We start from the raw sequence: 14137 nt of genomic DNA on the forward strand, positions 1-14137 counted from the left end.
ACGACGATGCAAGCCCAAGCCCGCCCAATGGCACTGTCCCCCCGGCGCACCCTGCCCGTCCTGCTGGCGCTGGCCGCGGCGCTGCCGCTGGCCGCCCAAGCGCAGGCGGCCTGGCCCGCGAAGCCGATACGCGTCATCGTGCCGCTGCCGCCGGGCGGCCCAAGCGACATCGTGCTGCGCTCGGCCGCCGAGAAGATGCAGCCGCTGCTCAAGCAGACGCTGGTCATAGACAACAAGCCCGGCGCAGCCGGCAACTTGGGCGCTTCGGAAGCCGCGCGCGCCGCACCGGACGGCTACACCTGGCTGTGGAGCACCGACACGCTCGTCACGGTGAACCCGCACGTCTACCAGCGCCTGAGCTTCAGGCCGGAGGACTTGCAGCCGGTGATGCGCGCCAGCAGCTTCGGCCAGACCCTGGTGTGCCACCCCGGGCTGGGCCTGAAGTCCGTGACCGAGCTGGTGCGCCGCGCCAAGGACAAGCCCATGAGCTACGGCTCCGGCGGCGCGGGCTCGCCGGGACACCTGGCCACCGAGCTGTTCAGCTCGGTGGCGGGCATCACCATGTCGCACGTGCCCTACAAGGGACCGGCGCCGGCCATGCAGGACATCATCGGCGGCGTGGTGGACTGCGGCTTCCTGGCCGCACCCACGGTGCTGCCGCACGTGCGCTCCGGGCGCCTGGTGGCCCTGGCCGTCTCGGGCGCCAAGCGCTCGCCGCTACTGCCGGAGGTTCCCACGGTGGCCGAGTCCGGCTATCCCGGCTTCGACGCCACCTTCTCGCTCGTGCTGTTCGCGCCGCGCGGCACGCCGCAGCCCATCGTCAACGCCATGCACGACGCCCTGGCCCAGGGCTTGAGCAACAGCGCCGTGGTGGATCGGCTGCGCCTGACGGACCAGGAGGTGGTGGCCGCCAGCCCCGAGCAGACCGCGCAGCGGCTGGCGGCGGACAGCAAGACCTGGGGCGCCGTGGCCAGGCGCATCGGCCTGCGCCAGGACTGACGCTCAGGCCGCCTCCAGCGCCGCGGGCAGGGCGCGCGCGACGTCGGCGATGGCGGCGTTGCGGTCCTCGAACGCGGCGCCGCACTCCGTGACGTAGACGCTGGCAATGACGGGCGCCCGGCCCGGCGGCCAGATCACGGCCACGTCGTTGCTGGTGCCGAAGTCGCCGCTGCCGGTCTTGTCGCCGACGCGCCAGGCCGCCGGCAGCCCGGCGCGCAGCCGCGCATCGCCCGTGCGGTTGGCCTGCAGCCAGCGCGCGAGCTGCTCGCGCGAGGCCGGCGCCAGGTGCGGGCCCAGGAGCAGGGTGCGCAGGTTGCGGCCCATGGCGGCCGGGGTGGTGGTGTCGCGCGGGTCGCCCGGCTGGGCCTCGTTGAGCGCCGTCTCCCAGCGGTCCAAGCGCGTGGCCGGGTCGCCCAAGGTGCGCGCAAACGCCGTCACCGCGGCGGGCCCGCCCAGGCTGCGCAGGATGAGGTTGGCGGCCGTGTTGTCGCTGCGCGTCATGGCGGCTTCGCACAGCGCACCCAACGGCATGCCGCCCCCCGACGCGTGCAACTCCGTCACCGGCGAGTAGGTGACCAGGTCTTCGGCCTTGAAACGGATGCGGCGCCCAAGCGCTTCCTCACCCGCATCCACGCGCGCCAGCACGGCGCCGCAGGCCAGCACCTTGAAGGTGCTGCACATCGGAAAGCGTTCATCGGCCCGCCACGTCCATTGGCGCCCGCTTTGCGTATCGAGCACGTACACGCCCAGCCGGCCGCCCAGGCGTTGCTCCAGGGCGGGCAGGGCGCGCGTCAGCGCATCGGGGCCGGCGTCCGCGCCGGCCGTGGCGGTCCGGGGCAGGGCGGACAGCAGCGGCACGCCGGCCAGCGTCAGCGCAATCTGGCGCCGGGTGATTCGGGTCATGGGCATGGCTAGGATCAGAAAAGGCCTGAAAGGCCAGCGGTCTGAAAGCGGTCTGAAAAACTCATTTTCCAGCGTGGAAATGAGGGCCGCCGGGGTTATTGTTTAGAAACTGGCACCATTGCGGTTCAAATACGGGTGATGCGACACCATATGGGGTAGCCTGTGCAGGCCATAGGCTGTGCAGAAAATTTTGATGCCATATTTCTGAATCAGCAATATTGCAAAACCATGTATCGCTGACATTCAATTGCAAAAATCACGATTATTTTATGTTGTATCGCGTTCAATTTGTGAGGATGAAACAGGAACTTTTGCTTGCTCGTGTCGAGCGCTGGAGTGTGCCGTTGAATGGGAGAGAAAATGTCTCCTGCTGAAGAGAATAAAAATGTTTCTGGCCTGAACGAGGGCGGGCCGGTCGGGGTGCTGCCGGCGGGCCATATGTTGGCGGAATTCAGGGTTGAGCGGGTTCTGGGCAAGGGCGGCTTTGGTGTCGTGTATCTGGCCTTTGATACCCAATTGAAGCGCCAGGTCGCCGTCAAGGAATTCATGCCCCAATCCCTGGCGCAGCGCTTGCCGGACCATTGCGTCGTGCCGATCTCCGAGCAGCACCGTGCGACTTTTGAGCTGGGCTTGCGCAGTTTCGTTCGCGAAGCCTGCAGCATGGCCCATTTCAAGCATCCTTCCCTGGTGGAGGTCTACCGGTTTTGGGAAGATATGGGCACGGCCTACATGGTGATGCCCTTTTACGAAGGCCAAACCCTCAAGCAGCGCCTGGAGGGCATGGTGGCCCCGCCTTCCGAACCGTGGCTGCGGGCCGTGATGACGCGCGTGATGGAGGGTCTGGATATCGTGCACCAGCAGGGCTGGCTGCACAGGGATATTGCGCCGGACAATATCCTGCTGTTGCCGGGCGACCGGCCGGTGCTGCTGGATTTCGGTTCGGCCAAGCACGACATCGGCGATGCGACACAGGCCCTGGCCGGCCTGCTCAAGCCAGGCTATGCGCCTTTTGAGCAATACAGCGATTCGCCCGATTTGAAGCAGGGCCCTTGGACCGATTTATATGCCCTGGGGGCCCTGCTATATTTTGCAATATCGGGCCGGGTGCCCATTGCGTCCGTGGCGCGTGTCAATAACGATGCCCTGGTCTGCGCCGCCCGCGTCGGGCGCCATCGCTATTCGGCCGCCTTTTTGAAATTCATAGACCGCTGCCTGGCCGTCTGGCCTGAGCAGCGGCCCAAGAATATTTCGGCCGCCTTGCAGTTGCTGCACCACCTGGATGCCCAGGAAACCCTCAAGCAAGAAGCCGCCAAGCGCGCACGCCAGGGCGCGGGCATGCTGCGCTTTTTCAAGCATGATTTTCGGAAAATCACCCATTGGCTGGGGCGGCAGCGCGCCCTGCCATGGGTCGGCGGCTCGGCAGCGCTGTGTGCGGGCCTGGGCGGCTTGATGTTGTGGAATTTCGAGCCTGGGCCGGCAAAGTATGCGGCGGGCAAAGGGCCTGGAATGCCCGCTTATGTGGACCCTGCGGCCTCGCTGCCGCCGGCTTATCCGCCCAGTGCTTCCACCGCACCCGCCGTGGCCCCGCCTGAAAAGGCTGCGCTGTCCCTGCCTTTGCCCCAGGAAACCGAGACGCAGCCCTTGACGATGCCTGCGCGGTTTGCCAGTCCGCCCAATCCTCAAAAAGCGCTGGACGGCCTCGTGAACGCGCGTGACCCGAATATCCGCGTGGTCGTGACGCAGGGGGGTGACAATCAGAAAAACAAGAACCAACTCACGATCAAGGCCAGCGAGCCTGGCTTTCTCTATGTATTTGCCACCGGCGAGCGCAGCGGGCGCCTGGAATTGCTGTGGCCGTCCGATGATAAATCTCTTTTGCGCATGGAACGGGGGCAAGTCTGGAAAATAGACGCCTTGCCGCGCCTGGCGGCCGGAAGTGCCGGCCAGCGCGATATAGGCGTGATGGTGTCCAGGTCGGCCCGCCATTTGACCGGTGCCGGGTGGCAGGAACAGGCCGGCGTACTGAAACTGTCCTTTTCAGACTTGCAGAAAACCGGCCCCGCGCCCTGGTTTGGAAATGCCTTGTGCGCACCCGTTCCCGGCGAATGCGATGCGAATTTCGGCGCCACCCGCCTCAACTTGGCGTATTCGCCGCCGTCTCCCAAAAACGACAGGCCAGCGGCCAGACAAATTGCCAAAAATCCTGACGCGCCCCGCTGGCGCCAGGTGGCTGCCAAAAAAGCCGAATGCGAAAGCCTGGGCTATTTGATGGCCATGGACGGCAATGCCCTGGCACAGCGCCGGTATGCCCAATTGGGCTGCCGTCAATGAACGCGCTGCATCTGGGGTGGCGCGGATCGCGGCACAGGGTCTAGATGCGCGCTGGGGTTCAGGGGGCCCAATGCGTGGCGATATCGGCGATCACCCGGCCGTCGCCGCCGCGGCACACCTGGGTCCAGCTCCAGTGGCCGCGCCCGGCGGCCCGCCTGGCCAACAGGCGCAGCTCCAGCATTTCCCCGACGTTCACGTTGCCGTGGAAAACCATTTGCCGCTCCCGCACGGACGCCTGCCCATCGGCCAGCCCCCAGGCCCAGTGAGCCCTGTCGGCCAGCGCCTGGAAGCTGGCGAAGTAGAGCAGGCCGGCGCCGTTGAAGTCGTTGGACGGGCAGGGGCGCAGTGCCTGCGCCGCCAGCGGCTGCGCGTGGGCGTCCAGCGCAAAGCGTTCAAGCCAGGCACCCGCGCGCACGGCACGTGCGCCTTCTGCGCAAGCGGCCGCCTCCTCGGCGATGCCGGGGTCCGGCGTGCCGGCGCCGATCGCCATGGGCACGCGCAGCACCGAATGGTTGTCGCCCTCGCGTTGGCGGGCCACGAAGGCCGAGAGCATCTCCAGCCGCGCCAGCGCGCCATCGGCGCCCACCAGCAGGTGGCGGCTGTAGTGGCGTGAGCGCCCAACCCGCGTGCCGTCCAGGTGCCAGCGCAGCCGCTGGTCCTCCTGCACGTCCTGCAGGCGGGCTTCGCGCAGGTGCACCTGCGTGAAGGCGGCATAGACGCGGCGGCCCTGCGCGTCGCGCAGCTCGCCGGGGCGGCAGCCCAGGCCGGCGGCCAGGTGCTGCCAATGCCTGTGGCCCGCCTCCTTGAGCAGCCAGTTTTCCGACAGGCCCAGGCTGTTGAGCTGGGGCATGCCCACGAGCAGCTCCGCCGTGTCCCGTGCGGATTGCGCCGGGCCCGGCGTGCCGCCGCGCTCGCCTGTTGCGGCCCAAGTGGAGTCGGTGCGCATGGCCGTGCCGCGTCAGGTCAGGGCGGGCTCGGCGGCGCGCTGCGGCTGCGCTCGGTCCTCGCGCGGGGCGGCCAGCCGCTGCGCGATCACGCCCACCAGGTGCTGCGCGTCGTCCGCCACGCCCAGGAAGCGCCCCGAGCCCCAAGTGTGCAGCCACGGCAGGCCCAGGAAATACAGGCCCGCCACGGGCGAGACGCCGCGGGTAAAGCGCGGGTGGCCGCGGCCGTCGAAGGCCGGCAGGTCTATCCAGCGGTAGTCGGCGCGAAAGCCAATGGCCCACACGATGCTCGTGATGCCGGCGGCGCGCAGGTCCAGCGTGGCCGGGTCCGCGGCCGGCGCCCACACCTTCTCGAACGGGGCTTCCTCGGGCGCCTCCAGGCCGGCGTTGGCGATGTACTTGTCGATGTCGCGGCGGATGCTGCAGTACACCTCGTCGGCCTCGTCGAGGTTGCGGGTGAGGTCAGTCTTGAACGTGACCTGGCCGTCGCGGATGTCGTCCAGCGTGCCGTAGAGCTTGACGCCTTCGAGCGCGAAACGGCGCAGGTCGATCTCGTGGCCGCCGTCGCGGCCCGTCATGTAGTGGTTGGTCTTGTGGCGCGCTTCGTCGCCCAAGGGGTGGCGGTCCACCGTGAGCTGGTAGAAGCCCAGCTCGTGCAGCCACTCGGTGGCCTCGCGGCCGCGGTACACGCGCGGCGAGCGCGGCGCGGAGCCGACGGCCAGGTGCACCTGTCGCCCGGCCAGGTGCAGGTCTTCCATGATCTGCACGCCCGACTGTCCGGAGCCCACCACCAGCACCCCGCCCGGCGGCAACTGCTGCGGGTTGCGGTAGGCCACGGAGTGCACCTGCACGATGTCGGCCGGCAGGGCATGCGCGCAGGCTGGGACGATGGGGATGTCGTAGCCGCCGGTGGCCACCACCACGTGGTCCGCGCGGCACGTGCCCAAGGAGGTTTCCACCTCGAAGCCGCCCGCGGCCGGGCGGCTCACGCGGGTGACGGCCACGCCCTCGATCAGCGGCGGCTGCACCTTGGCGGCGAAGGCTTCCAGGTAGGCCACGATCTCGTCGCGCAGCATGAAGCCCTGGGGTTGCGGCCCGGCGTAGGGAAAGTCCGGCAGCCGGCACTGCCAGTTGGGCGTGACCAGGCAGAAGCTGTCCCAGCGCTCGCTGCGCCAGGAGTGGCCGACGCGGCGCTTTTCCAGGACGACGTGCGCGATGCCCTGCTGCTTCAGGTAGTGGCTGGCCGACAGGCCGGCCTGCCCGCCGCCGATGACGACGACCGGGTAGTGCGGCGCCAGCGTGGCGGTGGAAGGTTCGAAGGCGTTGCTCATGGTGTGCTCTCAGGGATGGACGGTGGGGGGCGGAAAGGGAAGCGGGCGGCGCCTCAATGCGCGGGGCCGAAGCCGAGGACTTCGACGCGTGCGCCGGGCTGTCCGGCCCAGCGGCGCGCCTGGGCTTCAAGCCGGCTGAGCTGGTCGTCGGCCCGCGAGCAGGCGAAGCCGAACTTGGCGCGCACGCGCTCGTTGGCGATGGCGGTGGCCTCGCGCAGTTGGGCCATGAAGCTCTCCAGCGCGTAGGCCTGGCCGGGCTGGAAGTAGTCCTGGATCACCAGCGAGGGCGAATAGCAGACCGTTTCGCTGGCATCGGGCCAGCGCAGCGTGTAGTGCATGGCGGGCATGTTTTTCCTTTCAGGGGCAGGCAAGGGCAGGGGGGTGGGCCGGCACGGGCGCGTCGGCAGTGGTGGCGGGCCGCAGCACCTCGCGGTACCAGGCCTCGTGCAGGGCGGCGCTGCGCATCCAGCCGTGTTCCAGGCACACGCGTGGCGGCGTGGGCGGGCGCGGCAGCAGCGCGGCCTGCCGCAGTCCGGCGGCGACGGAGCGCTCGTCCAGCGGGTCGCACCACGCCACGGCCGGGCAGCCGGCCAGGTGCTCGGTGAAGGGCGGCCGGTCGGACACCAGCACCGGCGTGCCGCAGGCCAGCGCCTCCAGCGCCACGAGGCCGAAGCCCTCGACCAGCGAGGGCAGGGCCAGCAGCCGCGCGCGGCGCATGAGCGGGGGCAAGGCCGCATCCGGCAGCGGGCCGGTGCGCCACACGGCGGCCTGCCGGCCCTCGTCCAGGCCCAGCTCGCGCAGCGCGGTGCTCCAGGCGTGCAGTGCGGGGCCGTGATCCAGCAGGCTGGCACCGCCGGCCATCACCAGGCGGGCGCCGGACCACGCCGCGTCCGTGGTGCGCAGGTGGGCAAAGGCGCGCAGCAGCCGCAGGCTGTTCTTGCGCTGCTCGATGCCGCCCACGGCCAGGCACAGCGGCGCGCCGTCGGCCGCCAGCCCAAGCGCCTGCAGCGTGGCCGCGTCGCCGGCCTGCGGCGCGGACGTGAAACGCGCGAGGTTCACGCCGTTGAACATGCGCCGCGGCGCCACGCCGTGCTCATGGCGCATCCGCTCGCACCACGTGTCGCTCACACAGGCCAGCGCGTGCGCCGCGCGCCAGGCGCGCTCCTGCCAGGCCGCGAGCGTCAGCTCACGGAACTCGTCCAGGTGGTGCACGGTGCGCACCCAGGGCGGCAGGCCGGGGCCGCGCTGCGCCAGCGTGGCCAGCGCGTTGCCGCTGAGGCTGTCCTGGGCGTGCAGCAGCTCGAAACGGCCGGCCTGCAGCACGGCCGGCAGCCCCGCTTCCAGCGCGGCGATGCGTTGCCCAACCTGCTCGACCAGCGGGCCCGTCACCCGCGGCTGCGCCACCAGCGCCACGCGGCAGGCGACCTCGCGAAACAGCCGCTGCCCCGGCTCGGCCGGCGCGATGACGGTCACCGCATGCCCGCGCGCCGTGAGCGCCTCAGCCAGCTCCAGCGTGTGCACCACGCCGCCGCGCGGCAGCACCGAGTGCGTCAGCAGCGCGATGCGCAGCCCCGCGCTCATGCCGACCTCCGGCCGGTCATGAAGGTTTCAACAGCAAAGTCCCACAGCCCGGCTTCCTGCGGCGTGCCGCCATCGGTCTCGCCCAAGCTCAGCAGCACGCGCTTCTCGGCCGTGACCGCGCCGATGTCCTCGCAGGCGATGCCGCGCGCCGCGAAGCGGCGGGCCACCGCGCCGGCCTGCGCCGGCCTCACGCTCAGCAGGTAGCCGAAGCTGGGAAAGGCGCTGAGCCAGCGTTGCCGCGCCGCGTCGGCGGCTTCGCCAGTGGCCCGCCAGTCCGGCACGCCGCTTGGGCGGGGCAGGCGGTCCAGGGCGATGCGCGCCCCCACGCCGGAGCACTCCAGCAGCATCAGCGCCGTGCCCAGCGCGCCGGCCATGGAGATGTCTTTGCCCGCGTCGCACAAGCCGTCCTCGGCCAGCGCGGGCAGCAGCGCCAGGTCCTCGCGCAGCCGCGCAGGGGGCGCCTCGGTGGAGGCGTTCCAGAAGGGATAGGGATCGTGCCAGTGGCCGCGCAAGTCCACGGCCATCAGCAGCCGGTCGCCGGCGCGGGCGGCGAAGCTGGAGATGAGCCGGCGCGCGTGGCCCAGCACCGCCACGGCCAGTTGCCCGGCGGCGCTGCGCAGGTTGGTGTGGCCGCCCACCAGCGGCACGCCGTAGCGTTCACAGGCCGCGCGCATGCCGGCCAGCAGCTCGGCGGCCTGCGCCTCGCCCGGGCTCCACAGCGCGTCCACCACCGCCACGGGACGGCCGCCCATGGCGGCCACGTCGCTGAGGTTGACCATCACGGCGCTGTAGCCGGCGAACCAGGGCGAGGCCTGCACGAAGTCCTGCACCAGCCCCTCGATGGCCAGCAGCTGCCAGCCGCCGTGGCCGTCCGGCAGTGCCGCGCAGTCGTCGCCATTGGGCATGGCGGTGCCGGCCGTGCCCGCGTCCGTGGCCGGGTCCAGGCGCCGCAGCACGGTGCCGATGTCGCCCTTGTGCGCGAAGCCGCGGCTGGCGCGCAGCGAGGCGATAAGCGCCTGTAAATCAGTCATGGCGGCCTCCGCGCGCGGCCTGCGCCAGGACGAAGCCGGCATAGGGCGTGTCGCAGGGCGGGTAGTGCGCCAGGTCGGCGCGCATGCGCGCGTGGGTGCGGCCATGCAGCGCCACCTCGTCCAGCACCTGCCAGCGCAGCCGCCGGAACAGCGGGACGTTCTGCGCCTGCACGTGCGCCAGGAATTCGGTGCAGCCCAGCGCGTGCGCGCTGCTCACGGCCAGGCGTATGAGCGTGCTGCCCAGCGCGCCGTGGCGGCGCCAGTCGTGCCGCACGGCCAGGCGCGAGCCCCACCAGCGCCCGCGCGCCTCCTCGTGGATGCGCACCGTGCCCACGACCTCCGCGGGCTGCCCGCCCCAGCAGGACAGCGCCACCAGCAACTGCGTGCTGGGCTCGCGCAGGTCGATGTCGTCGAGGTCGTCGCCTTGAAAGAGGCGCTGCTCGTCGCAGAACACCTGGCGCCGCAGCGCCAGGGCCTGCGCCTGCATCCAGGGCCCGCTGGCCCACTGGATGCGGAACTCCCGCGGCTCGAAGGTGAAGGGCAGCTCGCACCAGGCAGGCACTGCCGTGGTGCCCGGGTCGGCGTGGGGGACCAGGTTCATGCGCGTGCTCCCCGGGCTCAGGCCGCCAGCGGCGTTTCGTAGCGGGAAAGCGTGGAGCACGCGGCGCAGCGCCCGCAGCCGGCCTTGATGTCACCGGCGCGCAGGCCCGCCTCGGCCACCATGCGGCCCAGCGGCTCCAGCACGCTGCGCATGAACTCGGCCGGCGGGGCGGGGTAGTCCTCCAGCGGCGTGCCGCTGATGGGCACGAAGGGCACCACGAAGGGATAGACGCCCAGCGTCAGCAGCCGCCGGCTCGTGGCCAGCAGCGTCTCGGCCGAATCGCCCAGCCCGGCCAGCAGGTACGTGGACACCTGACCGCGGCCGAACACCGCTACCGCGGCCTCGAAGGCGTCCCAGTAGCGCGACATCGGCACCTCGGCCTTGCCGGGCAGGATGCGCTGGCGCAGCGCCTCGCCCACCACTTCCAGGTGCATGCCCAGCGTGTCCACGCCCGCGTCCTTCAGGCGCCGGAACCAGGCGTCCGAGTCCGGCGGCTCGCACTGCGCCTGCAGCGGCAGGTCCACCGCGGCCTTCACGGCCTGCGCGCTCTCGCACAGCACCAGGGCGCCGCGGTCCGGCGTGGCCGGCGTGCCGGTGGTCATCACCATGTGCTTCACACCATCGAGCTCCACGGCGGCCCGGGCGACCTCGGCGAGCTGCTGCGGCGTCTTGCGGGCGATGGTGCGCCCCGCCGCCAGCGACTGGCCGATGGCGCAGAAGCGGCAGGCCTTGCGCCGGCTCTCGTAGCGGATGCAGGTCTGCAGCACCGTGGTGGCGAGCACGTCGGCGCCGTGCAGCGTGGCGATGTGGCTGTAGGGAATGCCGTCGGCCGTGCTGCGGGCGTAGAAGCGCGGCTGCGTGGGAAAGCCGATGCTCGCGATGGGAATGCCGCCGCGGCGCAGCGTGCTGCGCCCGTCGGCCCCGGGCGCGTCGGCCACGAAGGGCGAGGTGAAGGCGCCGGCGGTGTGCACCGGAACCATCAGCGTCGTCCCGTCCACGGTCACGGCCTTGTGGTCCGAGGGGCCGGCGCCGCCGCGGCGGCTGGGCGCGCCGCTGCCCGGGTCGGCCAGGCGCAGCCCAAGCGACTGCAGCTCGGTCATCAGCCGGTGCGCGGAGCCGGCGTTTTCAAGCGCGGAAAGCGGGGCCAGGGCGGGCTCGGTCATGATGGGGTTCCTTTGGGCGGTGGGGGTCAGGCCGGGAGGCGGGGGGCGTCCGCCGTGGCGGCGGGGGCATCGGCGGCCACCGGCGATGCGGCCGCAACTTCCGTGGCGGCGGGCCGCAGCGGCTGCGTGGTGGCCGCGCTCTCGCGGCGTATGGCCAGGCTCAGCAGCTCGGGGCGGGCGTAGTGGCCCACCGAATCCATCATTCGCTTGCGCTTGGCGATGAGCGAGAGGTCCAGGTCGGCGACGACCAGGCCCTCGCCCTCGGTCAGCGGCTCGGCCAGGTACTTGCCTTCCGGCGAGACGATGGCGCTGTGGCAGCCGCCGCGAAGCGCCCCCTGCAGCTTCTCGTCCGGCGTGATGGCGCGGACCTGCTCCGGCGTGAGCCAGCCCGTGGCGTTGACCACGAAACAGCCGGACTCCAGCGCGTGGTGGCGGATGGTCACGCCCATCTGGTCCGCGAAGACCTGGCCGACCAGCGAGCCCGGGAACTGCGCGCAGTGGATTTCCTCGTGCTGCGCCATGAGCGCATAGCGCGCCAGCGGGTTGTAGTGCTCCCAGCAGGCCAGGGCGCCGACGCGGCCCACGCGCGTGTCCACGGCCGTCAGCCCGCTGGCGTCGCCCTGACCCCAGACCATGCGCTCGTGGTAGGTGGGCGTGATCTTGCGGCGCTTGAGCAGCAGCGCGCCGTCGGCGTCGAAGACGAGCTGCGTGTTGTAGAGGCTGCCGTGGTCGCGCTCGTTGACGCCCAGCACCACCACCATGCCGGCCTCGCGGGCGGCGGCGGCCACGGCCTGCGTCATGGGCCCGGGCACGCTGGGCGCGCGCTCCATGAGCTGCAGGTGCGCCGCGCCCTGCAGCACCGGCGGCAACACGAAGGAGAAGTAGGGGTAGTAGGGAACGAAGGTCTCGGGGAAGACGATCAGCTCCACCCCGCGCCGTGCGGCGTCGCGAATGGTTTGCAGCACGCGCGCGGTGGTGCCGTCGGCGCTGTCCAGGTCGGGGGCGATCTGCGCGGCGGCGGCGCGCACCGACTTGCGCTTCGTGTCGGCCATGTCGGTGCTCCCCTTACAGGGTCCAGGTGTCGAGGATGAAGGCGCCGGCCTTGCGGTGCAGCAGCACCAGGTCCAGCACGTCCAGCGGGTTGATGGGGCGTATGCCCTCGATCAGCGCACCCTCGCCGTGGCCGTAGAGCGCCTGCAGCGCGAAGCGGCAGGCGTAGACCTTGCCGCCCTCGGCGATGAACTTGGTGATCTGGTTGTTGAAGTTCTGGTGGCCGGGGAAGGCCTCGTCGCCCAGCTTGGGGAAGCCGCGCTTGACGCCCAGCGTCACGCCCGGGCCGTAGAGCAGGACGGACGTGTCGAAACCCTTGCGCTGCAGCCGCGTGGCCTGCAGCAGGTTCACCAGGCCGATGGAGCCCTCGAAGGCCACGGTGTGGAAGGTGACCAGCGCCTTCTCGCCCGGCTCGGCCTTCACGTCCTCGAAGACCTTCTCTTCGTAATCGACCAGGAAATCGCCCTTCTGGGCGGCGGGATGTGTGACCTTGGGCATGGCTGCTTCCTCTTGCGGTGTGGAATGACGCGCGGGCCGGACATCGGCCCCTTTGGGCGTCTTGGCCGGCGGTTGCCGGACGAGGACTCCATTGCGACGCGCATGCCACGCGGCGCGCGGGCCATGCGACCAACATGCGATCAACACAGTGAAAAGCGGGCTGCGCCGCAACCGCTCGGCCATGCGCGGGGCTTGCCGCAGGGCGTTGGGGGCCGCACCAAGAGCGGACGCGGGCCCATGCAATCAATGCATCCGATCAAGGGCGCGCATGCACCGCGATTGACCAGGCCCAAGGCGAAAATCCGCTGCGATCAAGGGCTGCGACCGGCACGCTTCGTGCGGCTGTGGGCCCCTGCCGATTCGGCCTGCGCGGCCCCACTGTCATGCCCTTCACCCACTGGCTGGCGCGTTTGCGCGGCAGCACGCTGCCGGCCTACCAACTCATTCCCGAGCTGATCGCCGAGGACCTGCAGCAGGGCCGGCTGGCCCCGCGCGAGCGGCTGCCGCCGCTGCGCGAGCTGGCCACCCGGCTGCAGCTCAACTACACGACGGTGGTGCGCGGCTTTGCCCAGGCGCGCGAGCGCGGGCTGATCGCCTCGCGCCCCGGGCTGGGCTCCTACGTGCGCGGCTCCTTCATCGGCCTGCCGCTGCGCGCGGGCACGGGCGCCGAGATGACCATGAACCTGCCGCCGGAGCTGGAGGACCATCCGGCGCTGCGCGCGCTGCAGGAGGCGGCCTCGGCCTCCATCGCCGCCGCGCCGCTGCACGACCTGATGCGCTACCAGGACTTCGGCGGCACCGCGCGCGACCGCGCGCTGGCCGTGCAGTGGCTGCGCCAGTGGGTGACGCAGGCGTCGGCCGAGCGCGTGCTGGTGGCCCCCGGCATACACGCCGTGCTGCTGGCGCTGGTGTCGCTGCTGGTGAAGAAGGGCCAGAGCCTGTGCGTGGAGCCGCTGGTCTATCCGGGCCTCAAGGCCATTGCCGCGCACCTGAACGTGCAACTGCACCCGCTGGAGATGGACGGCGAGGGGCTGCTGCCGCCGGCCTTCGAGGCCGCCTGCCGCACGGCGCCGGTGGGGGCGCTGTACCTGTGCCCCAACCTGCACAACCCCACCACAGCGACGCTGAGCCTGCGCCGGCGCGAGCGGCTGGCCGACATCGCGCTGCGCTACAGCGTGCCCATCATCGAGGACGATGCCTACGGCATGCTGCCCGCCGCCACGCCCCCGCCGCTGGCCGAGCTCGCGCCGGAGCTGACCTACTACGTCAGCGGCTTTTCCAAGTGGTTAGGCGCGGGCCTGCGCACGGCCCAGGTGCTGGCGCCCACGCTGGCCACGGCGCAGCGGCTGGCCGGCGCCTTGCGCGCTACCACCGTGATGGCCTCGCCCTTCGTCAACGCCGTGGTGGCGGACTGGCTGGAGCAGGGCCATGCCGCCGAGGTGCTGACCGCCGTGCGCGCCGAGTGCGCCTGGCGCAGCGCGCTGATCCGCGAGCGCCTGGGCGGCCTGGGCGTGCTCACGCAGCCCAACGGCTTCCATGCCTGGCTGCCGCTGGCACCGGCCGCCGACGGCCATTGCGTGGCGGGGGAGCTGGCCGCCTCGCTGCAGTCGCTGGGCGTGGCGGCGGTGGCGGCCAGCGCCTTTTGCACCGACCGCCAGCCGGCCGAGGCCCTGCGGCTGTGCTTGGGCGGGGCGCTCACGCGGGA

13 protein-coding genes are annotated in these 14137 nt (G+C 71.1%); 3 read left to right on the plus strand and 10 right to left on the minus strand.

The annotated features are described in order from the left end of the window. The first annotated feature begins 6 nt into the window (after positions 1–6). Positions 7–999 (plus strand): tripartite tricarboxylate transporter substrate binding protein, encoded by a 993-nt coding sequence (locus SM757_RS18090; protein WP_322466561.1) that lies wholly within the window; start codon positions 7–9, stop codon positions 997–999. 3 nt (positions 1000–1002) lie between these two features. On the opposite strand, the gene bla is transcribed toward SM757_RS18090, so the two are convergent. Beyond that, a complete protein-coding gene (bla, locus tag SM757_RS18095; protein WP_407655772.1) occupies positions 1003–1902 on the minus strand; it encodes a class A beta-lactamase in 900 nt (299 codons plus the stop codon). Positions 1903–2262: 360 nt separating this feature from the next. Between bla and SM757_RS18100 the strand changes: the two genes are divergently transcribed. Continuing rightward, positions 2263–4233: a serine/threonine protein kinase gene (locus tag SM757_RS18100; RefSeq protein WP_322466563.1), complete on the plus strand. Its 1971-nt coding sequence runs from the start codon at positions 2263–2265 to the stop codon at positions 4231–4233. Positions 4234–4291: 58 nt separating this feature from the next. Here SM757_RS18100 and SM757_RS18105 read toward each other — a convergent pair whose 3' ends face one another. The 9 genes from SM757_RS18105 to SM757_RS18145 form a co-directional block, all read right to left on the minus strand. Next, the gene (locus SM757_RS18105; RefSeq protein ID WP_322466564.1) at positions 4292–5179 is read right to left on the minus strand and encodes a Pnap_2097 family protein; all 888 of its coding nucleotides are present in this window, start codon (positions 5177–5179) and stop codon (positions 4292–4294) included. Positions 5180–5191: 12 nt separating this feature from the next. Continuing rightward, positions 5192–6508: an MSMEG_0569 family flavin-dependent oxidoreductase gene (locus tag SM757_RS18110; RefSeq protein WP_322466565.1), complete on the minus strand. Its 1317-nt coding sequence runs from the start codon at positions 6506–6508 to the stop codon at positions 5192–5194. A gap of 53 nt (positions 6509–6561) precedes the next feature. Beyond that, the gene (locus SM757_RS18115) at positions 6562–6855 is read right to left on the minus strand and encodes an MSMEG_0570 family nitrogen starvation response protein (RefSeq protein ID WP_322466566.1); all 294 of its coding nucleotides are present in this window, start codon (positions 6853–6855) and stop codon (positions 6562–6564) included. A gap of 10 nt (positions 6856–6865) precedes the next feature. Beyond that, on the minus strand, positions 6866–8089 hold the full coding sequence (locus SM757_RS18120) for an MSMEG_0565 family glycosyltransferase (RefSeq protein ID WP_322466567.1): 1224 nt from the start codon (positions 8087–8089) through the stop codon (positions 6866–6868). Further along, positions 8086–9120 (minus strand): sll0787 family AIR synthase-like protein, encoded by a 1035-nt coding sequence (locus tag SM757_RS18125; RefSeq protein ID WP_322466568.1) that lies wholly within the window; start codon positions 9118–9120, stop codon positions 8086–8088. Before SM757_RS18125 ends, SM757_RS18120 begins: the two co-directional genes overlap by 4 nt. Beyond that, positions 9113–9721 (minus strand): MSMEG_0567/Sll0786 family nitrogen starvation N-acetyltransferase, encoded by a 609-nt coding sequence (locus SM757_RS18130; protein WP_322466569.1) that lies wholly within the window; start codon positions 9719–9721, stop codon positions 9113–9115. Before SM757_RS18130 ends, SM757_RS18125 begins: the two co-directional genes overlap by 8 nt. A gap of 17 nt (positions 9722–9738) precedes the next feature. Then, positions 9739–10821 carry an MSMEG_0568 family radical SAM protein gene (locus tag SM757_RS18135; protein ID WP_322466573.1) on the minus strand — a complete coding sequence of 361 codons (1083 nt, stop codon included), beginning with the start codon at positions 10819–10821 and terminating at the stop codon, positions 9739–9741. A gap of 89 nt (positions 10822–10910) precedes the next feature. After that, on the minus strand, positions 10911–11936 hold the full coding sequence (locus tag SM757_RS18140) for a Nit6803 family nitrilase (RefSeq protein WP_322466570.1): 1026 nt from the start codon (positions 11934–11936) through the stop codon (positions 10911–10913). A gap of 13 nt (positions 11937–11949) precedes the next feature. Then, positions 11950–12432: an MSMEG_0572/Sll0783 family nitrogen starvation response protein gene (locus tag SM757_RS18145; RefSeq protein WP_066332459.1), complete on the minus strand. Its 483-nt coding sequence runs from the start codon at positions 12430–12432 to the stop codon at positions 11950–11952. 383 nt (positions 12433–12815) lie between these two features. Between SM757_RS18145 and SM757_RS18150 the strand changes: the two genes are divergently transcribed. Then, positions 12816–14137, plus strand: a 1322-nt coding sequence (locus tag SM757_RS18150) for an aminotransferase-like domain-containing protein (RefSeq protein ID WP_322466571.1), incomplete at its 3' end; no start/stop codon positions are given.

Source organism: Azohydromonas lata (assembly GCF_034427735.1).
Lineage (GTDB): Bacteria > Pseudomonadota > Gammaproteobacteria > Burkholderiales > Burkholderiaceae_C > Azohydromonas > Azohydromonas lata.

What these genes read in the sequence shown, in the direction of transcription:
- SM757_RS18140 (WP_322466570.1), bottom strand. Translation starts at nt 11,936, where the DNA reads ATGGCCGACACGAAGCGCAAGTCGGTGCGCGCCGCCGCCGCGCAGATC.
- SM757_RS18130 (WP_322466569.1), bottom strand. Translation starts at nt 9,721, where the DNA reads ATGAACCTGGTCCCCCACGCCGACCCGGGCACCACGGCAGTGCCTGCC.
- bla (WP_407655772.1), bottom strand. Translation starts at nt 1,902, where the DNA reads ATGACCCGAATCACCCGGCGCCAGATTGCGCTGACGCTGGCCGGCGTG.
- SM757_RS18145 (WP_066332459.1), bottom strand. Translation starts at nt 12,432, where the DNA reads ATGCCCAAGGTCACACATCCCGCCGCCCAGAAGGGCGATTTCCTGGTC.
- SM757_RS18120 (WP_322466567.1), bottom strand. Translation starts at nt 8,089, where the DNA reads ATGAGCGCGGGGCTGCGCATCGCGCTGCTGACGCACTCGGTGCTGCCG.
- SM757_RS18110 (WP_322466565.1), bottom strand. Translation starts at nt 6,508, where the DNA reads ATGAGCAACGCCTTCGAACCTTCCACCGCCACGCTGGCGCCGCACTAC.
- SM757_RS18105 (WP_322466564.1), bottom strand. Translation starts at nt 5,179, where the DNA reads ATGCGCACCGACTCCACTTGGGCCGCAACAGGCGAGCGCGGCGGCACG.
- SM757_RS18100 (WP_322466563.1), top strand. Translation starts at nt 2,263, where the DNA reads ATGTCTCCTGCTGAAGAGAATAAAAATGTTTCTGGCCTGAACGAGGGC.
- SM757_RS18135 (WP_322466573.1), bottom strand. Translation starts at nt 10,821, where the DNA reads ATGACCGAGCTGCAGTCGCTTGGGCTGCGCCTGGCCGACCCGGGCAGC.
- SM757_RS18090 (WP_322466561.1), top strand. Translation starts at nt 7, where the DNA reads ATGCAAGCCCAAGCCCGCCCAATGGCACTGTCCCCCCGGCGCACCCTG.
- SM757_RS18115 (WP_322466566.1), bottom strand. Translation starts at nt 6,855, where the DNA reads ATGCCCGCCATGCACTACACGCTGCGCTGGCCCGATGCCAGCGAAACG.
- SM757_RS18125 (WP_322466568.1), bottom strand. Translation starts at nt 9,120, where the DNA reads ATGACTGATTTACAGGCGCTTATCGCCTCGCTGCGCGCCAGCCGCGGC.